Annotated in this window: 21 protein-coding genes; 12 read left to right on the forward strand and 9 right to left on the reverse strand. The window is 60.3% G+C overall.

Annotated features, from left to right (window positions below; translation table 11 throughout):
- The first annotated feature begins 208 nt into the window (after positions 1 to 208).
- The gene (locus QEN71_RS38555; protein WP_201649746.1) at positions 209 to 1,285 is read left to right on the forward strand and encodes a LacI family DNA-binding transcriptional regulator; all 1,077 of its coding nucleotides are present in this window, start codon (positions 209 to 211) and stop codon (positions 1,283 to 1,285) included.
- A 20-nt stretch (positions 1,286 to 1,305) separates the two neighbouring features.
- On the opposite strand, the gene QEN71_RS38560 is transcribed toward QEN71_RS38555, so the two are convergent.
- A complete protein-coding gene (locus QEN71_RS38560; RefSeq protein ID WP_201649745.1) occupies positions 1,306 to 2,046 on the reverse strand; it encodes an SDR family NAD(P)-dependent oxidoreductase in 741 nt (246 codons plus the stop codon).
- A 72-nt stretch (positions 2,047 to 2,118) separates the two neighbouring features.
- On the opposite strand from QEN71_RS38560, the gene QEN71_RS38565 reads away from it, so the two are divergent.
- The 4 genes from QEN71_RS38565 to QEN71_RS38580 all read left to right on the forward strand — a co-directional run bounded on the left by QEN71_RS38565 (position 2,119) and on the right by QEN71_RS38580 (position 5,372).
- A complete protein-coding gene (locus QEN71_RS38565) occupies positions 2,119 to 3,042 on the forward strand; it encodes a LysR family transcriptional regulator (RefSeq protein ID WP_201649744.1) in 924 nt (307 codons plus the stop codon).
- 80 nt (positions 3,043 to 3,122) lie between these two features.
- Positions 3,123 to 3,686, forward strand: a complete 564-nt coding sequence (locus QEN71_RS38570; protein ID WP_201649743.1) for a TetR/AcrR family transcriptional regulator — start codon at positions 3,123 to 3,125, stop codon at positions 3,684 to 3,686.
- Between the two features lie 182 nt (positions 3,687 to 3,868).
- Positions 3,869 to 4,294, forward strand: a complete 426-nt coding sequence (locus QEN71_RS38575; protein ID WP_028370174.1) for an organic hydroperoxide resistance protein — start codon at positions 3,869 to 3,871, stop codon at positions 4,292 to 4,294.
- 49 nt (positions 4,295 to 4,343) lie between these two features.
- Positions 4,344 to 5,372: an alpha/beta hydrolase gene (locus QEN71_RS38580; RefSeq protein ID WP_201649742.1), complete on the forward strand. Its 1,029-nt coding sequence runs from the start codon at positions 4,344 to 4,346 to the stop codon at positions 5,370 to 5,372.
- 54 nt (positions 5,373 to 5,426) lie between these two features.
- On the opposite strand, the gene QEN71_RS38585 is transcribed toward QEN71_RS38580, so the two are convergent.
- Positions 5,427 to 6,149, reverse strand: a complete 723-nt coding sequence (locus QEN71_RS38585) for a haloacid dehalogenase type II (RefSeq protein ID WP_201649741.1) — start codon at positions 6,147 to 6,149, stop codon at positions 5,427 to 5,429.
- Between the two features lie 27 nt (positions 6,150 to 6,176).
- A complete protein-coding gene (locus QEN71_RS38590; RefSeq protein WP_201649740.1) occupies positions 6,177 to 7,475 on the reverse strand; it encodes an L-fuconate dehydratase in 1,299 nt (432 codons plus the stop codon).
- A 173-nt stretch (positions 7,476 to 7,648) separates the two neighbouring features.
- On the opposite strand from QEN71_RS38590, the gene QEN71_RS38595 reads away from it, so the two are divergent.
- The 4 genes from QEN71_RS38595 (at position 7,649) to QEN71_RS38610 (ending at position 12,067) form a co-directional block, all read left to right on the forward strand.
- Positions 7,649 to 8,410, forward strand: coding sequence for a GntR family transcriptional regulator (locus QEN71_RS38595; RefSeq protein WP_201649739.1), 762 nt, complete (start codon positions 7,649 to 7,651; stop codon positions 8,408 to 8,410).
- A gap of 61 nt (positions 8,411 to 8,471) precedes the next feature.
- On the forward strand, positions 8,472 to 9,983 hold the full coding sequence (locus QEN71_RS38600; RefSeq protein WP_201649738.1) for a sugar ABC transporter ATP-binding protein: 1,512 nt from the start codon (positions 8,472 to 8,474) through the stop codon (positions 9,981 to 9,983).
- 19 nt (positions 9,984 to 10,002) lie between these two features.
- A complete protein-coding gene (locus QEN71_RS38605; RefSeq protein ID WP_201649737.1) occupies positions 10,003 to 11,028 on the forward strand; it encodes an ABC transporter permease in 1,026 nt (341 codons plus the stop codon).
- Between the two features lie 97 nt (positions 11,029 to 11,125).
- Complete coding sequence (locus tag QEN71_RS38610; RefSeq protein ID WP_201649736.1) at positions 11,126 to 12,067, forward strand: ABC transporter substrate-binding protein; 942 nt, start codon at positions 11,126 to 11,128, stop codon at positions 12,065 to 12,067.
- A gap of 65 nt (positions 12,068 to 12,132) precedes the next feature.
- Here QEN71_RS38610 and QEN71_RS38615 read toward each other — a convergent pair whose 3' ends face one another.
- Entirely contained in the window at positions 12,133 to 13,098 is a 966-nt protein-coding gene (locus tag QEN71_RS38615) for a GlxA family transcriptional regulator (protein WP_201649735.1), read from the reverse strand.
- Between the two features lie 110 nt (positions 13,099 to 13,208).
- On the opposite strand from QEN71_RS38615, the gene QEN71_RS38620 reads away from it, so the two are divergent.
- Positions 13,209 to 13,502, forward strand: coding sequence for a hypothetical protein (locus QEN71_RS38620; RefSeq protein WP_201649734.1), 294 nt, complete (start codon positions 13,209 to 13,211; stop codon positions 13,500 to 13,502).
- Between the two features lie 198 nt (positions 13,503 to 13,700).
- Positions 13,701 to 14,339 carry a GNAT family N-acetyltransferase gene (locus QEN71_RS38625; protein WP_201649733.1) on the forward strand — a complete coding sequence of 213 codons (639 nt, stop codon included), beginning with the start codon at positions 13,701 to 13,703 and terminating at the stop codon, positions 14,337 to 14,339.
- 37 nt (positions 14,340 to 14,376) lie between these two features.
- Here QEN71_RS38625 and QEN71_RS38630 read toward each other — a convergent pair whose 3' ends face one another.
- A complete protein-coding gene (locus tag QEN71_RS38630; protein ID WP_201649732.1) occupies positions 14,377 to 14,844 on the reverse strand; it encodes a nucleoside deaminase in 468 nt (155 codons plus the stop codon).
- Between the two features lie 73 nt (positions 14,845 to 14,917).
- A complete protein-coding gene (locus QEN71_RS38635; protein ID WP_201649731.1) occupies positions 14,918 to 16,621 on the reverse strand; it encodes a methyl-accepting chemotaxis protein in 1,704 nt (567 codons plus the stop codon).
- 147 nt (positions 16,622 to 16,768) lie between these two features.
- Here QEN71_RS38635 and QEN71_RS38640 point away from each other — a divergent pair, with 147 nt between their 5' ends.
- Positions 16,769 to 17,116 (forward strand): GFA family protein, encoded by a 348-nt coding sequence (locus QEN71_RS38640; RefSeq protein WP_201649730.1) that lies wholly within the window; start codon positions 16,769 to 16,771, stop codon positions 17,114 to 17,116.
- Positions 17,117 to 17,125: 9 nt separating this feature from the next.
- On the opposite strand, the gene QEN71_RS38645 is transcribed toward QEN71_RS38640, so the two are convergent.
- From QEN71_RS38645 to QEN71_RS38655, 3 genes are all read right to left on the reverse strand, one after another.
- On the reverse strand, positions 17,126 to 18,145 hold the full coding sequence (locus QEN71_RS38645) for a MerR family transcriptional regulator (protein ID WP_201649996.1): 1,020 nt from the start codon (positions 18,143 to 18,145) through the stop codon (positions 17,126 to 17,128).
- 119 nt (positions 18,146 to 18,264) lie between these two features.
- Positions 18,265 to 19,590: an epoxide hydrolase family protein gene (locus QEN71_RS38650; protein ID WP_201649729.1), complete on the reverse strand. Its 1,326-nt coding sequence runs from the start codon at positions 19,588 to 19,590 to the stop codon at positions 18,265 to 18,267.
- Between the two features lie 633 nt (positions 19,591 to 20,223).
- A complete protein-coding gene (locus QEN71_RS38655; RefSeq protein ID WP_201649728.1) occupies positions 20,224 to 21,783 on the reverse strand; it encodes a methyl-accepting chemotaxis protein in 1,560 nt (519 codons plus the stop codon).
- Positions 21,784 to 22,012 lie beyond the last annotated feature (229 nt).

Below are 22,012 nucleotides of genomic sequence, written 5' to 3' on the forward strand. Positions count from 1 at the left end.
CGCGATTCCGCGAGCCTGGGAACGCATCTGACAAGGGGTAAACACCGACGCGAAACAATTCCTTGTCACATGCTCCCGCATACGAATTATCGAAATCGTTTTTTGTCAGATGAGAGTTTGCGGTGCATGACATCGCCGCATGCGGCGTAGAATGTCGACCATCGTTTTCGACGCTTTCGCGAGCGCGAACCTGAAGAGAGAAGCGGGTATGAACATTCAAGAATTTGCGGCCTCGCTCAAGCTTTCCGTCAGCACGGTATCGAAGGCCTTGAACGGCAGGGAAGACGTCAGTCCCGAGACGCGCAAGCGCGTTCTCGAAGCGGCCGAGCTTCACGGTTTTTCACCTGATCCTGCTGCGCGCCGCTTGCGCCGGCAATCGGCGGACACCGTTGCTTTCGTCGTATCGCCGCCGCAGACCTCGTTCGCGCATCCGTTCTTTCTGGACATGCTGATGGGCGTGAACGACGCAATGGATAACAGCGGTCTTCAGGTTATCGTCGCGTCCGCGCGCAGCGTCGAATCGGAACTCGATGTTTTCAAGCGGCTCATCGAGCGTCAGCGCGTCGATGCGCTGCTTTTCGGACGCACGCGCCGGCAGGACGAGCGTATTGAGTATCTGCTAGAACGCGATATACCGTTTGTCGCGTTCGGCCGAAGTGAGACATCGAACGATTTCCCTTATGTGGACATCGATCACCATGTCGTCGGTCGCGCTGGTTGTGCGCGCTTTATCGCATTGGGCCATCGGCGCATTGCGCTCGTGCATGCGCCGGAGTATCTGATGTTCAGTCACCTGGAACATCAGGGATATACGGAAGCATTGCGCGCCGCGAAAATCCGCTACGACAAGTCCCTCTGCGTCGAAGCGGCGATATCCGAAGAAGGCGGCGCGGACGCCGCGCGCCGCCTGCTCGCACTGCCCGATCCGCCGACAGCCATCGTTTGCGGGCACGATCTGATCGCATTGGGCGTGTTGAGAGGCATCGCCGAAACGGGGCGCGTGCCGGGACGCGACGTAGGTGTCATTGGCGGCGATAATCACCCGATCGGGCGCTATGTGCAGCCCGCACTGACCACCTTTTCCGCCGAGACTCACCGCGCGGGCAAGCGCATGGCGGAAATGCTGCTCGCACGAATCGCGGGCACTGCGCCGCAAGATCTGCAGGAAGTGTGGGCGCCCGAGTTGATCATTCGCTCCTCCGACGGCCCACATCGCGTGCAGGATACGGGTTCTGCGCCCGTCAAAGCAGGCGCGTCCAGACGGACGCGCGCGGTTCAGGCGTGAGCGTCAGCAGCAAAACAGAACTAGAAAACCAGACCGCCCGCTACGTCGATCGTCGTCCCCGTCACCCACGCGGCATCGTCTGAGACTGAGAACGACACAGCCGCCGCGATGTCCTTCGGCAGACCGGCGCGACCGAGCGGCGTCTTCGCGATGAACGGCTGGAGGAGATCGCGCGGCAAGTGACTGTTGCCTTCCGTCTCCGTGAAGCCGGGCGCGACACCGACCACGCGAATCCGCCGCGCGCCCAGTTCCATGCCGAGCGTGCGGGTCAGTACGTCGACGGCACCTTTGGTCGCGCAGTACACGTGCGCCATCGGGTTCGGACTCTTCGCGACACCCGAACTGATGTTCACGACGACGCCGCCTTCGGGAAGCACACGCGCCGCCGCCTGAGTCATCAACAGCAGACCGCGCACGTTCACGCTGAAATAACGGTCGATGCTCTCCGCCGTCATCGTATCGAGCGAATCGATGTCGTAGATGCCCGCGTTGTTCACGAGAATATCGAGCTTGCCGAATGCTTCGAGCGTCGCGTCGACGAGCGCCTGCGGCTCGCCCTCTTTCGCCACGTCCGCGCGAACCGCGATCGCTTCGCCGCCCGCTGCCGCGATGCGCGCGACAACAGCGTCCGCGTGCGTAGCGTCGCGCGTGTAGTTCACGACGACCTTCGCTCCGTCCGCCGCGAGCCGCTCCGCGATGCCCGCGCCGATACCCTTCGACGATCCTGTGACGATCGCCACTTTGCCTGCCAACTGATTCATCTATTGCTCCCGATTGTGAAGTCGAACTGTATGGTAGGCTCGCCGAACCACGAGAAAAAGCGGCGAAACAGGATGGACCTTGAAGACACGCTTCACAATTCCGCGAATCTCCCCGACCTGCTTCCGGGCATAGCGGCGTTCGCGCGGGTTGCGCATCACCGCAGCTTCACGCGCGCGGCGCACGAGCTGGGCGTGTCGACGTCGGCGCTTTCGCAGACGCTGCGCACGCTCGAAGCGCGCCTCGGCGTGCGCCTGCTCGAACGTTCGACGCGCAAAGTCGGACTCACGGAAATGGGCCAGCGCTTTCTGCAGAGCGCGCAGCCTGCGCTCGCCGCATTGCATGGCGCCGTGGCCGATGTCCACGATATGCGCGACAAGCCCGCTGGCCTGCTGCGTCTGAACGTATCGCGTATCGCCGCCGACATTCTCGTGATGCCGCACCTCACGCCGTTTCTCGAGGCGTATCCCGACATCACCGTCGAGCTGCACTGCGACAACGCGCTGATCGATATCGTGAGCGGCGGTTTCGATGCAGGCATCCGTCTGTCGGAGAACCTGTCGCAGGACGTCGTGGCCGTGCCGCTCGGCGGCGACCAGCGGCTCGCAACGGTCGCCGCGCCCCACTATCTGAGCGGACGCACGATGCCGCGCGAACTAAGCGATCTCGCCGCGCATCGCTGCCTCAACGTGCGGCTGCAAAACGGCCTCTTTCGATGGGCCTATCAAACGGACGGTCGCGAATTCACCGTCGACACGCCGGGACCGCTCATCACCAACGACGGCGATCTGCTACTCTCCGCGATCCGCAGCGGCGCGGGGATCGGTTGCACGCTCGAAGCCGTGATCGTCGACGATATCCGCACCGGCCGCCTGATTCCGCTGCTCGAACCTTGGTGGCCGGGTTTTCCGGGCTTCCATCTGTACTATTCGAGCCGTATGCACGTGCCGCGCAAGCTGCGTGTGTTCATCGATTTCATGCAGGCTCGATTGTCCTAACAGCGCGTCTCCCGCACGGAGCAAAAATATCCGCAAAAAAGTGCTTGACCGTCTATCTAGTAGTAGATAAAGTTCGACACATGGAAACGACAACCGTCCGCGATCAGATTCTGGAGCACGCCATCACATTGATGATGCTGCGCGGCTACAACGGCTTTAGCTATCGCGACCTGTCGGAACTGGTCGGCGTGAAGACTTCGAGCATCCACTATTATTTCCCGTCGAAAGACGACCTGGTGCTCGAAGCCGTCAGCCAGTACAGCAGTGAGATTCTCGGCGCGCTGAATGCTATCGACGCTTCTCTTTCTGCGGACCAGAAGCTGGGCAAGTACACGAAGCTGTTCGGCAGAACGTTGGGCGACGGCGACCAGATCTGTCTGTGCGGCATGCTCGCGGCGGATATCGAGGCGCTGCCCGATAACGTGCGCACTGCCGTGCAAGCGTTCTTCAAGGCCAACGAAAGCTGGCTCGCGAAGGTGCTGGCGCAAGGTGTCAAGGAACGCACGTTACACGTCAACGGCAAGCCTGAAAACGCGGCGCGTGCGTTGTACGCCGCTTATCAGGGCAGCGTGCTCGCAAGCCGGTTGTTCAAGACGAAGGCACGTCTTGAAGATGTCGAGGCTTCGTGGAAGGTTTCGAAGTAGTGTTATGTGAGGCGGGTTGTTGACCGCCTTTTGTTAGATCGCGCTGTCTATCTTCTAGTAGATAAATAACCGATGTTTCAGGATGTCGGTGCAGTACGAAGGTCCGTGTTGCTGTCTATCTAGTAGTAGATAGCAAACGATATTGCAGGTTCACTCATTCATTGCTTGTCAGGAGTCACATCATGTCGATCGAAAAAGTTCTGTACCGCGCTCACGCCCACGCCACGGGAGGCCGCGACGGCCGCGCCGTCGTCCCCGAAGGCAAGCTCGATTTCAAGCTCGTCACGCCGCGTGAACTCGGCGGCGCGGGCGGCGAAGGCGCCAACCCCGAGCAGCTGTTTGCAGCCGGCTACAGCGCATGTTTTCTCGGTGCGATGAAGTTCGTCGCGGCGCGCGACAAGACGCCGATTCCCGCAGACGTGTCGATCGACGGCAGTGTCGGTATCGGCGCGATTCCGAACGGCTTCGGCATCGAAGTCGAACTGAAGATCTCGCTGCCCGGCATGCCCCGCGATGCCGCTCAGGCGCTGATCGACAAGGCGCACATCGTGTGTCCGTACTCGAATGCGACGCGCGGCAACATCGACGTCACGTTGACGCTGGTTTGAACGAAATAGCCTGATCGATAGAACACTGAAGAACATCGGAGCCTTAGAAATGAAAGCCCTCAAGCCCCTCGTCCTCGCCGCCGTGCTCGCTGCCAACGCCGTGATTGCTTCTGCCGCGCCCGCTACCGCACAGCCGACGCCCGACCGCGTCACGAGCGAATTCCTGAAACAGCTCAACAGCGGTACGGGCCCCGCCCTCAATACGTTGCCGCCCGCGAAGGCGCGTCAGGTGCTGGTCGACGCGCAGAACAGCGTGAAAGTGGATCTCTCGGGCATTGACGTATCGAACCGCACGATCGAGCAGGACGGCATCAGCGTACCGATCACCATCGTGCGGCCGCAAGGCGCGACGGGCACGCTTCCCGTGTTCATGTTCTTCCACGGCGGCGGCTGGATTCTCGGCGACTTCCAGACGCATGAACGCCTCGTGCGCGACCTCGTCGTGCAGTCCGGCGCAGTGGCCGTGTTCGTCAACTACACGCCGTCGCCCGAAGCGCGCTATCCCGTCGCGATCAATCAGGCCTACGCCGCGACCAGATGGGTCGCCGCGCACGGCAACGAAATCGGTGTGGACGGCAGCCGGCTCGCCGTGGTCGGCAACAGCGTGGGCGGCAACATGGCGGCCGTCGTCAGCCTGATGGCGAAGGACAAGCAAGGTCCGCAGATCCGCTTCCAGGGCTTGATGTGGCCCGTCACCGATGCGAATTTCAACGACGGCTCGTATCTCGCGTACAAGGACAAGCACTTCCTGACGCGCGCGATGATGCAGTGGTTCTGGGACGCCTACACGCAAGACCCTGCGCAACGTGCGCAGATTTACGCATCGCCGCTGCGTGCATCGGAAGAAGAACTGAAGGGACTGCCGCCCGCGTTGATCCAGGTTGCGCAATTCGACGTGCTGCGTGACGAAGGCGAAGCGTATGGCCGCAAGCTCGATGCAGCGGGCGACGAAGTCACGACGACGCGCTATAACGGCACGATCCACGATTTCGGTCTGCTCAACGCACTGGCCGCCGATGCGCCGACGCAAGCCGCAACGAAGCAGCTCGCGAACGAAATCAAAACGCGTCTGAAGTAAGCGTCGCGATGTTCGCAGGCATGATGGCGGCGACGCCATCGTGCCGTGCTGTGTTCACACGTTATGCTGTTTCGCGAGATCGACGAGATCACGCGCGACCCAGTCCCAGTTCCCGTCCGGCTTCAGATCCGTTGTTTGCGCCGCGCCATGTTCTTGCAGGCGCGGAATAAAGGCCGTTCTCAGGCCGCACTTCTGCGCCGCCGCGAGATCGCTGTTATGCGCCGCGACCATGCACACTTCTGCCCGCGACAGCATCAACACATCGAGAGTGCGCAAATAGGCTTCGGGCGTCGGCTTGTACGCTTGCGCAACCTCTGCACCGAGAATTGCGTCCCACGGCAGTCCGCCATGCTTCGCCATATCGATCATCAGTTTGACATTGCCATTGGATAGTGGAGCAATGATGTGCCGCGACTTGAGCCGCGTGAGTCCTTCGACGCTATCCGGCCACGGATCCAGCCGATGCCACGCGAGATTGAGTTCATCGAGTTCGGCCGCAGGCACCTGCGCGCGATCGATGCCGAATTCGCTCAACACTTCTTCCAGGTTCTCGCGATGCAGCGTGTCGAGCTTCATGAAAGGACGCTCGCCGCTGCGCACCCTCTGCATCGCCGGTTGATAACGTGCGCGCCATGCATCCGCGAACGCATCGGCATCCTGCGCGCTGCGTCCATGCCGTTGCAGAAAAGCAGCCGCTTCGCGCGCAACGCCGCTGCGCCAGTCGACTACCGTGCCGAAAACATCGAATACAAAGGCTTTAACGTTTGCAGTGGTCATGACTCACATTCCCTTACGTCGATAGCGTCAAGGCTGCCATGCTTCGCCTTCAGGAAAGACATGCATGTCCAGCGAATCCGCTTTCATCTCGATGCTATAGCCCGGTTTTTGCGGCGGCATATAGCGGCCATTGCGAATGACGACGGGATCGACGAAATGCTCGTGCAGATGATCGACATATTCGAGCACCCGATTTTCCAGCGTGGCCGACACGCAGATATAGTCGAACAGCGAAATATGCTGCACGTATTCGCACAATCCGACGCCGCCCGCATGCGGACACACGGGCACGCCGAACTTGGCCGCCATCAGCAGCACGACGATCACCTCATTCAAACCACCCAGGCGGCAACTGTCGACCTGACAGAAGTCGATCGCTTTTGCCTGCAATAGCTGCTTGAACATCACGCGGTTATGGCAATGCTCGCCTGTCGCCACACCGATCGATCCCAGCCGCTCGCGTATCGCCGCATGACCGAGGATATCGTCGGGACTGGTGGGCTCTTCGATCCACCACGGATCGAATTCCGCCAGACGCCGCATGTTCGCCACGGCTTCATCGACGTCCCACACCTGATTCGCGTCCATCATCAGCTTGAGGTTCTCGCCGATCTCTTCGCGCAAGATGCGTGCACGCCGCACATCTTCTTCCAGATTGCCGCCTACTTTCTGCTTGAAGTGCGTCCATCCCTGAGCAACGCCTTCGCGCGCGAGGCGACGGATCTTGTCGTCGTCGTAACCGAGCCAGCCTGCAGAGGTGGTGTAAGCCGGATAGCCCTGCGCGAGCATTTCCTTTTCGCGCTCGCCTTTGGTTTTTGCATGGCGATGCAGCATGGCTAGCGCTTCGTAAGGCGTGATCGCATCCGTCACGTAGCGGAAGTCGAGACAGCGCACCAGTTCTTCCGGGCTCATATCGACGAGCAACTTCCACACCGGCTTGCCGACGGATTTCGCCCACAGATCCCACACGGCATTCACGACGGCTGCGGTAGCGAGATGGATCGCGCCCTTGTCGGGACCGATCCAGCGCAACTGGCTGTCAGATGTGAAGGCGCGCCAGAACGCGCCCATGTTGGCGGCAATATCTTCGAGCTTCTTGCCGACGATGAGCGGCGCCAATGCATTCACTGCTGTCACGCAGATTTCATTGCCGCGTCCGATCGTAAAGGTCAGGCCGTGTCCGGCCAGTTCTTTCGGCGAATCGGTTTCTAGCGTGACGTAAGTGGCGGAATAGTCCGGCGCGGCATTCATTGCGTCGGAGCCATCGAGAGAACGGGAGGTGGGAAAGCGAATGTCGCGAACGGACAGTCTCGTGATCGTGGTCATCTAAGCACCCTCCAGGGATGGCTATGGACATTGACCTGCTTGCGAAGACAAACCGCATGGTGCGTGCGCTACGGGTACTCCCTGACAAGCTCTGCCGAATAAAAGTACCAGGCGAGTACCAGGTAAAGACCAGGCGTTAGCACGCGTTGACAACACTCAATCTGCTTCCTAGCATGCTAGCATGTCTTCTGGAAATCAAGCGTGCCGTGAGCTCTTCGTCAGATGTAGCGAATGCCGCCAGTAATCCATATGTCGCACTGCAAAAAGTCAAAGGCGGCGAGCGCGTCAGCCTGACGGATGCGGTGGAACAGGCGCTGAGAGAAGCGATCGTGACATTGGTGCTGGAACCCGGAATGATGATCGACAAGCTGGCCGTGTGCGAGCGCATGGGCGTATCGCGCTTTCCGGTTTCCGCTGCACTGGCGAGGCTCGAACATGCTGGTCTCGTCGAAGTTTTGCCGCAGCGCGGCACACGCGTTAAACCCATCGCGCTTCACGATATACGTCAGCATCTGTTCATACGAAGCGCACTGGAAGTGGAAACCGTGCGCTCGGTTGCACTGATGCGCGACAGCGCGACGATCGACGCACTCGCCGCCAATCTCGAAGAGCAGCGCAATGTTTTCGCGGACGGCAAGCGTCTGGCGTTTCATGTACTCGATCTGGCTTTCCACGAAATCATGCTCGATGCAGTGAATCTGCCGCGCGTGAAAGAAATCGTCGCTGTATCGCGCAATGCACTCGATCGCGCAAGGCAATTGCTGGCAAGTCCCGAACGGCTCGTGCACACGCTCGACGAACACGAACACATCTTCGCGGCCATACGAGAGGGAAACGCCGATACCGCGGCAAAAGCGATGCACGATCATCTCGACGAGGTAGTCGCCGAACTGCACCGGTCCGCGAAAGAAAGGCCGGATATCTTTGCACCATAAAGGCTTTGCACCAAAGGGCTTCCGCAATGTCTCCGGTTTTTTCTCGCATAGTTGCCACGCCATGACACCGCTTATTTCCGTCAACCGGCTCAGCAAGAGTTTTCCCGGCGTGAGAGCGCTGCACGAAGTGCAGTTCGAACTCATGGCGGGCGAAGTGCATGCGCTGATGGGCGAGAACGGCGCGGGCAAGTCCACGCTGATGAAAATCCTGGCGGGCGTCTACACGCGCGATTCCGGCGAGATTCTCTACGACGGCAAGCCCGTCGATTTCACCAGCCCCGGTGAAGCGCAGGCCTTAGGCATCGGCATCATTCATCAGGAACTACAGCTGATGAATCATCTGACTGTCGCGCAGAACATGTTCATCGGCCGCGAGCCGCGCGGGCGTCTAGGCCTGTTTCTCGACGAAGACCGGTTGAACGCACAGGCCCGCGAGATCCTCACGCGGATGCATGTGAATCTCGATCCGCGCACGGTGGTCGATTCGCTCACGGTTGCAAGCCAGCAGATGGTCGAAATCGCAAAGGCGCTGTCGTTCGATTCGCGCGTGCTGATCATGGACGAGCCGACCTCCGCACTCAACGATGCGGAAATCGCCGAACTCTTTCGCATCATCCGTCAACTGAAGGAACGCGGCGTCGGCATCATCTATATCTCGCACAAGATGGATGAGCTCAAGCAGATTTCCGACCGCGTCACCGTGCTGCGCGACGGCGAATATGTGGCCACTGTCGCAACGGCAGAAAGCAGCGTGCCCGCAATCATCGGCATGATGGTGGGACGAAAGCTCGCTGACGTCGAGCCTCATCAGAACACGCACACGGCGGGCGACGTCGCGCTGGAAGTGAAGAACCTGAACGCCGGCCCGCTCGTCAGAAACGTGAGCTTTACGCTGCGCAAAGGCGAGATATTGGGCTTTGCGGGTTTGATGGGCGCGGGCCGCACGGAAGTCGCACGGGCGGTATTCGGCGCAGATCCTGTGGAGTCAGGCGAGATCTTTGTTAAAGGCAACAAGGCGCAGATCAAACGTCCCAGCGATGCGGTCCGTCACAGCATCGGCTATCTGTCTGAAGACCGCAAACGCTTCGGCCTCGCGACGGGCATGGACGTCGAATCGAACATCGTGATGTCCGACCTCGGCAAGTTCCTGTCCCTGAACATCTTTCTGCGCCGCATGCAGATACGCAAACGCGCTGCGCATTTCATCAATCTGCTCGCGATCCGCACGCCTTCGCCGACGCAACCGGTGCGTCTGCTGTCGGGCGGCAACCAGCAGAAGATCGTGATCGCGAAGTGGCTGGAGCGCGATTGCGACGTACTGTTCTTCGACGAGCCGACGCGCGGCATCGACGTCGGCGCGAAAAGCGAGATCTACAAGCTGCTGCGCGCACTCGCTGCGCAGGGCAAGGCGATCGTGATGATCTCGTCGGAATTACCGGAAATCCTGCGCATGAGCGACCGTATCGTGGTGATGTGCGAAGGCCGTATCACTGGCGAACTCTCCGCCAGCGAGGCGACGCAAGAGCGCATCATGCATCTCGCGACACAGCGCGAAACCCTGAAAGCGGCATGAGCCTCGAGAGGTCAGAGCAATGACATTGCAATCGGATACTGCAGCGCTGTCCAACGAAAGAAGATCGTCGGGTTTCAAAGCCCGACTCTTTTCGCCGACGGCTTTGCAAAAACTGCTCGCATTCGCGAGCCTGATTCTGCTGCTGATCTTCTTTAGCTTCGCTTCGCCCGCCTTCATGCAGATGGACAACATCCTCGGCATCTTGCAGGCAACAGCTGTGAACGGCGTGCTCGCCATCGCGAGTACTTTTGTCATCATTACAGGCGGCATCGATCTGTCCGTCGGTACGTTGATGACATTTACCGCCGTGATTTGCGGTGTTTTTCTCACTTACTGGCATCTGCCGATGTGGATCGGCGTGATCGCTGCGATCGCGACGGGCGCGGTGTGCGGCACGATCTCGGGCACGTTGACGGCGAAGATGAAGATCCCGCCCTTCATCGCGACATTGGGCATGATGCTGCTGCTCAAAGGGCTGTCGCTCGTCGTGTCGGTCGACAAACCGATCTATTTCACCGACACCGAGAACTTCTACATGATCTCGCAGGACTCGCTGATCGCGTATTTCCTGCCGAGCGTGCCGGTGCCGAATGCGGTGCTGATTCTGTTCGTGCTGGCCATCGTGAGTTCGATCACACTCAATCGCACGGCGCTGGGCCGCTATACGTTCGCGCTAGGCAGCAACGAAGAAGCCGTGCGGTTGTCGGGCGTGAATGTCGATCGCTGGAAGATTGCGATTTACGGGCTCGGCGGCGCTATTTGCGGCGTCGCCGGTTTGCTCATCGCGTCGCGTCTGAATTCGGCGCAACCGGCACTTGGTCAAGGCTATGAACTGGAGGCGATTGCGGCTGTCGTGATCGGCGGCACGTCGCTGAGCGGCGGGTCGGGAACGATACTCGGCACCATCATCGGCGCGTTCATCATGAGCGTGCTGACCAACGGGTTGCGCATCATGTCGGTCGCACAGGAATGGCAGATCGTGGTGACAGGTCTCATCATCATTCTCGCCGTGTACGCCGATATCTTGCGACGCAAGAAGCGCTAGGCGTCATTGCGCGGAAGTAGAAGATCAAAGAAAGGAGAGTACTGCAAGGCTCTCTCAACGGCTGGAGGTAGATAGCCCACCTTAGGAGGAGAAAACCATGTTGAAAAGAAGACTAATCGGTATCGCGATCGGTGTCGGGGCGCTCGCTGGCGCAAGCAGTTTGACTTACGCGGACGAACCCTACATACCCCTCATTTCGAAAGGCTTCCAGCATCAGTTCTGGCAAGCCGTCAAATCGGGCGCGGAGCAATCCGCCAAGGAGCACAACGTCCGCATCACGTTCGAAGGGCCTGAAACAGAGGCGATGGTCGACAAACAGATCGACATGCTGTCAGCGGCGCTCGCGAAGAAACCGCAAGCGCTGGGCATCGCGGCACTCGACAGCAAGGCGGCCATTCCGCTGCTCAAGCGCGCGCAGTCCAGCAAGATTCCCGTCATCGCATTCGACTCGGGCGTCGACAGCGATATTCCGCTGACGACTTGTGCAACGGACAACCTCGCCGCCGCCGCGCTCGCTGCCGACAAGATGGCCGAGATGATCGGCAATTCAGGCGAAGTGGGCGTCATCGTGCACGACCAGACGAGCCGCACGGGTATCGACCGGCGCGACGGCTTCCTGAACGAAATGAAGTCGAAGCATCCGAACGTGAAGATCGTTTCCGTGCAGTACGGTGGCGGCGATCACCTGAAGTCGGCGGAAATCGCCAAGGCGATGATCCAGGCCAATCCGAACCTCAAAGGCATTTTCGGCGCCAATGAAGGCTCGGCGGAAGGCGCGGCAATCGGCGTGAAGGAATCGGGCAAGAAGCTCGTGCTGATCGGCTATGACTCGGGCAAGGAGCAGAAAGAGGACATCACGTCGGGCCTGATGGCGGGCGCGATTACGCAGAACCCGATCGGTATCGGCAAATGCGTGGTCGATTCTGCCGTGAAGGCGCTCAAGGGCGAGAAGTTGCCCAAGAAAGTCGATACCGGCTTCTACTGGTACGACAAGTCGAACATGAACGATCCGAAGATCTCTGCCGTACTTTACGACTAGGCATCATTCGATAAAGGAGGAGGCTCTCATGGCTTCCTTCTTTATCGCGCTTAGCGAATCTTTGATTAGCGCAGATCCGCGCGCAATTCCCTCACGCCCCGCCCCAGACGTTGACGCAGCAGCGTTCGCAGCGTCGCACCATCGACGTATCCGACTTCGGCCGCAATCGCTTCGAGATCGAGTCCACTGCCATGCAGCAGCGATTGCGCACGCTCGACGCGCAAGTCCTGAAAGTACGCGAGCGGCGATTTGCCGAGCACTTCCTGGCAACGGCGCTGCAACGTGCGTGCACTGGTCGCCAGCGCATTCGCGGCCACCTGTAGCGAGAAGCCTTCTTTCAGATGATCGCGCGCCCAACGCTCGAAGCGCTGAATCAACGGGTCCGCTGCCGCCAGATGATTCGGAATGATGTACGGCGCCTGTAGCGAGCGGATATCGGCAAGCAGATAACGCGAGACAAGCGTAGCCAGTTCCGGACTCGCCTTGCGAATCAGCCACAGCGCGAGATCGAGATGCCCCATCGCCGCGCCCGCCGTCACGCCGATATCGCTGGCGACCAGCATGCGCGATTCGTCGAGCGAGACATTCGGATAGCGCTGCCTGAAGAGCGGCGCGAGCGACCATGTCGACGTCGCTTGCCGATGATCGAGCAGCCCTGCTTCGGCGACGAGAAACGTGCCGATACACGATGCGGCGATCAACGCGCCTTCCGCGTGCCACTGCTGCAACTGCGCGATGGCCTGCCTCACGTCGGCACGCGCGAGTGCGGGAATCAGCAAGTCCGGCGTCGTCGTGCCGAGCGCGGGAACGATGACCCAGTCCGGTTTCAGGTTTGGCGTAATCGGCTGCACGGGAATCGCGAAGCCGTGCCCCGAGCGCACGCGCTTGCGTACGCCCACCACGGTTACGTCGAAGCGCGGCGTAGCGCCCGGCAGCCGGGCAGCGAGCTTGTTCGCGGCGCCGAGCGAATCGAGCGTCACGGCGAGCCCCGTATCGAACAGTCCATCCAGTGCGAGCACGACGATGCGCATGGCGTAAATGACCCTAAAGTTGTCATATACGACGATACAGGTTTTTCGGCTGGAAGACTACATTGACCTCCGTCGCGCAACGTCGCGCGCCATTCACCAGGAGAGCTTCAATGAAAGTCATCGCCATCGCCTCGATCACCCAGCCGCTTACACCGGAGCAACGCCAGCAGATCATGCCGAACGAGGTGCCCGCTACGCTCAAGCTGTATCTCGACGGCAAGATCGAGCAGTTCTGGTATCGGCAGGATGCACCGGGTGTGATCTTTCTGATGAACGTCGAATCGGTCGACGAAGCGCAGGCAGCCGTGCATGCACTGCCGCTCGCCGCAGGCGGTTTTGCGAAGTATCAGTTGATTCCTGTCGGGCCGCTGGCGCCGCTGGGCATGCTGATTCAGAGCCGCTAAAGCGAGAAAGAGCCGGCGCAATGAAGCGAATGATCTTCAGCGCCGGCGCAAATACAGCGCTCGTAAAAATAGCGTAAATACAGGCTGAAAACGTGCAAAAAGAAACTCAACGCCGCGCAATTCTTTACGACATTTTTTCTTGTAGCGCATAGTGGCGAACTCTAGACTTCAGCTCATCAGGAAGCCTGGAGACACCTCATGTCGAAGCATCACGCAACAGTCGATGAGCCCTCGCCCCTCGCGTGTGTCAAGCGCGGAATCGGCAGCATGGTGCTACGGCGATTCGATCCGTCACGCGATTCATACGAGCAACTCACGGCCATGCTGCATCGCGCGTTCGCACGTCTCGGCATGATGGGTCTGAACTGCACGTGTGTCGATCAGGATGTGGCCGTCACGATTCGGCGCGCTGAAGCCGGCGACTGCTTCGTGGTGGTCAGCGAAAAGAAAATCATCGGCACCATGACGCTTTATGCAAGCGATAGCGAGTCGGCCTGCGAGCACTACCATCGACACGACGTCGCGACGATCCGCCAGCTTGCCATCGATCCATCCTGGCAGAATCGCGGTATCGGCAAATCGCTTCTGGCCTTTGCCGAGCACTGGGCGGCAACGCGCGGCTATGCCGAACTGGCGCTCGATACGCCGTACCCGGCTGCGCATCTCGTCAGGTTCTATCGCGGGCAAGGTTTTCGCATCGTCGATGCGTTGCGCTTTGCAGGCAAAGTCTACGACAGCGCGATTCTCAGCAAGGCACCCGTCGTCGCGCGCACGCTGGCGGCATGGACGCATCAGATCGCATTACCGGGTGCCCGCTACGTTCGGTTCGCCGCATGAACCATTCTCGCTGTTTTCCGTAGACACGTATAGCGCGCTACACGCCCTGCCGCGCTTTCCAGCTTGCGAACAGATCCGCGCGCGATTCCAGACGAACGGGGTCGTGACGGATCGTCATCGATTGCTCGGCGAAGGGCTTCGCCAGATCGGCATAGACGGGCGCCGTCGACAGACCATACGGCGCGCCGTCTTCATTGGAGTACGCATACACGACTTCGCCGACGCCCGCCATTCGCATGGCAGCAAGGCACATCGGGCAAGGATGTCCGCTTGCATATACGGTGCAGCCCGCGAGATCCGGCGAGCCGAGTTTCTGGCTCGCCGCGCGAATCGCGTTCAATTCCGCATGCGAGGTCGGATCGTTCGTGCGCAGGATTTCGTTCACGCCTGTCGCGATGACCTCGTCACTCCTGACGATCACCGCACCGAACGGTCGCCCGCCGCTTTCGACATTGGCGTAGGCGAGTTCGATGGCTTCGGCGAGATAGCGCTGCTGTGGGGTCATGGAACGGCTCCTGAAGTGTCGACTGTATCGCCATGGAGTATAGGCGGTGACGTCGCCTTCAATAGCACATCGCCTAGAACGTCTCCCAATCGACCTCAGCCGGCGCATCGTTGCGACGCGCATGCTGCACGACGGCCTTCTTCGCAGGCGTTTGCTTTACCGGCGACGGCATCGCGCGTGCCGCCGTTGCAAACGTCGCATGCTCGCTGCCATCGAGCCTGAACATCGCAACAGCCGCCTTCAGACTATCCGCCTGATCGGCCATCGCCTGCGCCGCGGCCGTCGCCTGTTCGACGAGCGCGGCATTCTGCTGCGTCACCTGATCCATCTGCGCGACGGCTGTGTTGACCTGTTCGATACCCGTCGACTGTTCCGTCGACGCCGCCGCGATTTCGCTCATGATGTCCGTCACGCGCTTCACCGAGCGCACGACTTCATCCATCGTTTCGCCTGCATCGTGCACGAGCGTCGAGCCCGTCGTCACATGCGAAACGGAAGTCTCGATCAGCTCCTTGATCTCTTTTGCGGCCGCCGCGCTGCGTTGCGCAAGCGTGCGAACCTCGCCCGCCACGACGGCAAAACCTCGTCCCTCTTCGCCCGCACGCGCTGCCTCGACAGCGGCATTGAGCGCGAGAATATTCGTCTGGAATGCAATGCCTTCGATCACCGAAATGATCTCCGACACGCGCGACGAACTCGACGAGATGTCGTCCATCGTCGCGACGACCTTGCGCACGACGTCGCCGCCCGTGGTCGCCGTGTGCGACGCATTGCCCGCGAGCGTGCTGCCCTGCCGCGCGTTCTCGGTGTTCTGGCGGACCGTCGACGTCAGCTCTTCCATGCTCGCCGCTGTTTCCTCGAGCGACGCCGCCTGTTCTTCCGTGCGTTGCGACAGATCCGTGTTGCCCTGCGCGATCTCGCGCGCCGCCATCGCAATCGACTCCGCCGCCGTCTTGATGTTCGCGACGATCGACGTGAGGCGTCCGCGCATCGTGTCCAGCGATCCCATCAGGCTGTTCGCATCGCTGTTCGAAAGATCGACCTTCACGGCGAGATTGCCTTGCGCGATCTGCGCGGCGATTTCCTGCGCCGTGCCCGGTTCGCCGCCCAGTTGCCGCAAAATGCTGCGCGTAATCAGCGTCGCCGTGAACAGCGCAAGCGCAACCGACGCCGCGACGATCACCGCGATCAGCACGCGAATACGCTTGTATGTGTCGATGGCGTCCTGCTGCGCGATCTGATTCGCCTCGTCTTCGAGGTTCGCGAGTTCGGCGGCACGCGCGAGCCACACACGTTGCGTGGGCCGCGCGCGTTCGAGCAGAAGTTGCGTCGCGACGATCGTATCGTTCGCGAGACTGAGTTCGACGACCTTGTTCATCGGCGCGACGGCAGCGGCTTCGTCCTGCTTGAGTGCCGCCATCAGCGCACGCTCGCGCGCGTCGGTGCCCGCCTCTTCCGCGAACATGCGGTCGAGCTTCTGATACGCGTCCGCATACAGTTCGCCCTGCTTCGCGACCCGGTCGGCTTCGGCGCGCCTGTCAGCAGCTGTCGTGTACAGCACGACGTTACGCATCGCGATCGCGCGATCCTGAATCGACGCGCGCAATTCGTTGGCGAGACGTGCCTGCGTGCCGTTGACGCGCGCAATTTCATCGAGCTTGTCGTTCAGTGCAGAGAGACCATAGAAACTGATCAGCGCTACAGCGAGCAGCAAACCCGTCAACAGACCGAATCCGACGAGCAGGCGCGTCGACACCTTCAGTTGGCTCAGCTTCATGGCAGTCGTGCCTTCCTTGTTGGTTACAACTTGTTTACGGCACGCCGACGCACGACTGAAGGTGGCTTTATGTCACACTGCAAATGAAACGTTCGTGCCTCGCTCATCGACGCAACTTGCTCGCCAACCACCGACAAGGACATTGCCATGACGTACAAAGGAAGCTGCCATTGCGGACGCATCGCTTTCGAGGTCGAAGGCGAACCCACGGGCGTCATGGCTTGCAACTGTTCGATATGTCAGCGCAAAGGTTCGCTGATGTGGTTCGTACCCATCGAGCATCTGCACCTCTCGACACCCGAGGACGACGCCAGCACCTACATGTTCAACAAGCACGTGATCCGTCACCGCTTTTGCCCCGTATGCGGCATACATACGCACGGCGAAGGCACAGCGCCCGATGGCCACGCGATGGCGGCCATCAATGTGCGCTGTCTTGAAGGTATCGACATCGATGCATTGCCCGTCACGCACTACGACGGGCGATCGCATTGAACGCGAAGACTACTGCAGCCGGCCGACTGCTTCGCGCATGAAGCCGAGCAGCGTTTCGTTCGCCCACGATCCCTTGCTCAACTCGGGTTCAGTTTGCAACGCGTGACGGATCTTCGCGTGCGTTTTCGGGTCGTCGCCTGCGAAGCTGCGAAACAGGTCCATCCACCGCAGCGCCAATTCGCGGCTTCGCGGCGAATCGGGCGTAGCGCCTTCGTCGATCGCAACGCGCACGTCGGCCATCAACTGCGGCCACTCCATCGCGCGTTTGCCGTAGTTCGCGCGCAGAAAGCGAAACTCATCGGGCGACAGATACCGTTCATAGATCGCGATCTTCGTCTCGGAGAACGCGCGCAGCACGTAATCGCGCAACTCGGGCGAGATGCCGATGCTCTCGCGCATCGACGGCTCGTTGTCGTGCATGCGGTTGAGTTTGGCGAGCATGCGCGGATCGTTGTTGGTATCGCGTGCGAGCAGTGTCATCCAGCCGTCCGCGAGCATGCGTGCACGTTCATCGGCAGGTGAAACGCCCGCGTCCATCAGCGCGCGCACCTGCTCGACGAGTTCCGCCCATTCGGCGGACTGCGTCTGCGTCTTGCGATACATCGGCAGGTTGTCCACTTCTTCCTGGGAAAAGTAGCGGTCGAACATCGTCATCAACTCCAGCGTATTGAGCCAGTCGGCCAGCTCGGGCTCCTTGCCGTCCATCAGCATGGCGTGCAGTTCGTGAAGCCTGCCGCGCAGGCGCGCGGCCTTGTCGATCTGCGCGTCGAGCATCGCGATCTGACGTGCGACGATGTCGGCAAGAGGCGTGTCGGGCTGGGCTAGATAAGCGCCGATGTCGGCCAGCGTGAGACCGAAGCCGCGCAACGCCTGAATCCGGTGAAGCCGGTCGATGTCGTTGCGGTTGTACAGACGATAGCCATTGTCTGCGCGCGCCGAAGGCGTGAGCAGGCCGATGGCGTCGTAGTGATGCAGCGTACGGACCGTGAGTCCGCTCTTCTTCGCCAGTTCCCCTACTTTCAACAGTATGCAAGCCTCCATTGAGTGCGCACAATGAAGGCTAAAACCTTACGCTACGTGAGGGTCAAGCGGAAGATGGCGGACCGCATTGCGGACGCCTGCACGAAGGCGTCCGCATCGTCTGCGCTTTAGCGCACCGAGCGGAAGCTCGTGCGAACTTCGTCGGTGAACGCTTGCGGCTGCTCCCATGCCGCGAAGTGTCCGCCCTTGGGCAAGCGGTTGTAGTGGATCAGCTTCGGATACGCTTTCTCCGTCCAGCTCTTCGGCGCAGCGTAGATTTCATCGGGGAACACGCTGACCGCAACGGGTATCGTCAGATGCTTCGGCGCAAAGAAATTCAGCTTGTTTTCCCAATACAAACGCGCCGACGAAATCCCCGTATTCGTCACCCAGTACAACGTGACATTGTCGAGCACGTCATCGCGCGACAGCCCTTCTTGCTGACCGTCGAACACGCGCGCGATCATCGCCTGACTCGCCGCGTCGTGATCGAGCATCCATGCAGCAAGTCCGATCGGCGAATCTTCGATTCCGTACAACGTCTGCGGACGATTCGCCATCTCTTGCGCGTAACCAAGTCCGTGCTTGTAGAAGTAGTCCAGTTGCTCGAACGCGTGCTGCTCGTCGGGCGACAGTCCTGCGGGCGCGGGGTTGCCGTACTTGAGTGCATTCGCGATATCGTCGGGTACGGTGGCAGGCATGTTGGTGTGAATGGCGAGCAACTCAGGCGGCGCAAGCAACGCCATTTGCTCGGTGACGGCATTGCCCCAATCGCCGCCCTGCGCAACGTAACGCGTGTAGCCAAGGCGCTTCATCAGCACGACCCAAGCACGCGCAATGCGCTGCGGATCCCAGCCTGTCGTGGTCGGCTTGCCCGAAAAACCATAACCGGGCAGCGACGGAATCACGATATCGAATGCATCCGATGCATTGCCGCCGTGCGCCGTCGGATTGGTCAACGGATCGATGATCTTCAGTTGCTCGATGATCGAACCCGGCCAGCCGTGTGTGACGATCATCGGCAATGCGTCCTTGTTCTTCGAACGCACGTGAATAAAATGTATGTCCAGTCCGTCGATTTCCGTGACGTACTGTGGCAGTGCATTGAGCCGCGCTTCGACCTTGCGCCAGTCGTAATTCGTCGACCAGTACTGCGCGAGCTTCTGCGTCGTCGCGAGCTGCACGCCTTGCGATGCATCCGTGACGGTTTCGCGTTCAGGCCACTTCGTCGCCTTGATACGTCTGCGCAAATCGGTCAGTTGTGCTTCCGGCACGTGAACGCGAAGTTTGCGAATAGCCGTCTTGTCACCGCCTGCTGCCGGAGAAACTTCCGTGATGGACTGATTCGTTTCTGCAAACGCGAGCCGGCTGAATGAGGCTGCAGCAACGGCAGCAGCAGCCACGCCGATAAAGCGACGACGCGATGGCACTTGAGGAAGGATATCGTTTTTCATGACTGCTCCTGTTAGCAATAACACGAGTAAGTGGAGCGATGAGCGCCGCAGCGATTTGATATCCCGTGCATATCGTTTCAACGAATGCCCGTCTCAAGCGTTGTTACCGTCACCGCTTTGCTGCGAACGGTGGCTCGCAGCAGGTGAGGCGATTATGTGAATGCGGACACATGACGTAAATACCACCAGCGGCACAACACTTGTGATCGCATTGAACAACTCGCGGCAATTGGTGCGCATCGTCTGACGTTTCGCGACGAGCGCATGCGCCCACTGAAACAGAGCAGTGCTATGAAATACACAATCGACACCACGTTCGTGAACTCGATACGATGAACGTGATTGATCTTAGCGAGCGTGTCGATGCCGCGCAGAGCAGGTACATCGAGCGCGATTCACGCGAAACGCGGCGTGCTAGTGCAGAAGGTGGCAGAAGATGCCTGATCGCCGATGCCGTTCGAACCTTGATGCTATTGGTTCGAACGACAAAGCGGCATGGCGCGCACTGCTTTGGAAATGTTCCCGGCTTCGAATGAGCGAGAGAGGAGAACGGGCATCTTTTCTGACGCGGAAAAGAACTTCCGGATTATTGCCGGAACAATGCCCGCTGCAAAACGCGAGAGCGCAGAGGAATCAGAACGCCTTCGCGAGCCTGAATGCCGACACGGCTTCGCGCATCGTTTGAGCCTGACTTTCCAGTGCGCTTGCGGCTGCCGCAGCCTGTTCGACGAGTGCGGCGTTCTGCTGCGTGACCTGATCCATCTGGCTCACCGCGTGACCGACCTGCTCGATGCCGTCGCTCTGCTCGGCCGTCGCCGTGGTGATCTCGCCCATGATGCCCGCAACATTGCGCACCGAACGCACGATCTCCGTCATCGTCGCGCCCGCCTTCGTGACAAGGCCGTTGCCGTTCTCGACGTGATCGATCGATGCGCCGATCAGCGCCTTGATTTCGCGCGCCGCGCCTGCGCTGCGTTGCGCGAGCGTGCGCACCTCGCCGGCGACGACGGCAAAGCCGCGTCCCTGCTCGCCCGCACGCGCGGATTCGACGGCCGCGTTCAACGCGAGAATGTTGGTCTGAAATGCAATGCTGTCGATCATGCCGATGATGTCCGCGATCTTGCTCGAGCTCGCGCTGATTTCGGCCATCGTCTGCACGGCGCGCTCGACGACTTCACCGCCCTGCTGCGCGAGATCGGCTGCATCGGTGGCGAGCTTGTTCGCTTCGCGCGCGTGCTCGGCATTCTGGCGCACCGTCGAAGTCAGTTGCTCCATGCTCGCCGCCGTTTCTTCGAGCGATGCCGACTGCTCTTCGGTGCGGCTCGACAGATCGAGATTGCCCGCTGCGATTTCGCGCGCCGCCGTGTTGATCGCTTCGCAGCTTTCACGCACACCCGACACCGTGCGCGTCAGGCTCGACTGCATCCGATGCATCGCGGCAAACAGCTGGCCGATTTCGCTCTTGCTCGCTTCGGGCACACGCACCGTGAGATCGTTCGATGCGATGCGGTCGAGCGCGTCTGCGGCCTGCGAGAGCGGCCTGGTGACCGTGCGTTGCAGCGCCAGGTAGGCCAGCACGATCAGACCGACTGCGATCGCGATACCGAGCATCACCGTACCGACGATCCACTGAAAGCGCTGATTGCCGGCTGCGAGCGCATCGTCGGAAAGCTGGTTCGCGAGCTTCTGGAATTTCTCGACGTTGGCCGAGTAGACCTGACCCGACAGCGTGATGTCGCTATCGTTGAGCTTCGCGTACGCGGCTGTGTCGCCATTGCGCAGCGCGTCGCAAGCGCGGTTGAGCGCAGTGGCGAGCTGTACCGCCGAATCGAGAACCTGCTGCTTGAGCGTCGCGTCGATACCGTCGAACGCGGGCGCTTTTTCGAAGGCCTGCGTTTCGCGCGCCGACAGATCGAGCGTGCGTTGCGCACTCTGCAACGCGGAATCGCGCGTCGCCGTGTCGTTGCGTTCCTTGAGTGCCGTGTAAGCGCGCATCAGCGCCGAGCGCGTGCGCGCCGTGTCCTTGTAGGCATCGTTGACGAGAATGGTCTGACGCGCCATGTCCCGCAGATTCTGCGCATTGCCGTTGGTGATCTTCAACGCGCCGATGCCCACCACGCCGCCCAGCAGAATCATCGACGCGAATACCACAAGCAAAGCAAGAAGGCTGGCCCGTACCGTAACGTTGCGCATACTAGTCGATGCCAGCCCTTGCTGGCGATGAGTTAAGTAAAACGTTTAACGGCACGATTTGCGAGCGCTTTAGGTTGTCGGGCAATATTTGCCGATCCGCGCAGGACGTCAAGGGGATATGACAGTGCGAACGCCGCTATTGCCCTGTTCCGGCAAATCGACGGCGAACGACTGTAGAGATATCTCGCGTCGGGCCGAGCTTTCGAGGCTCGCCCGAACGCGAGATGAG

It is taken from the genome of Paraburkholderia sabiae (assembly GCF_030412785.1).
In the GTDB taxonomy this organism is placed as follows: Bacteria; Pseudomonadota; Gammaproteobacteria; order Burkholderiales; family Burkholderiaceae; genus Paraburkholderia; species Paraburkholderia sabiae.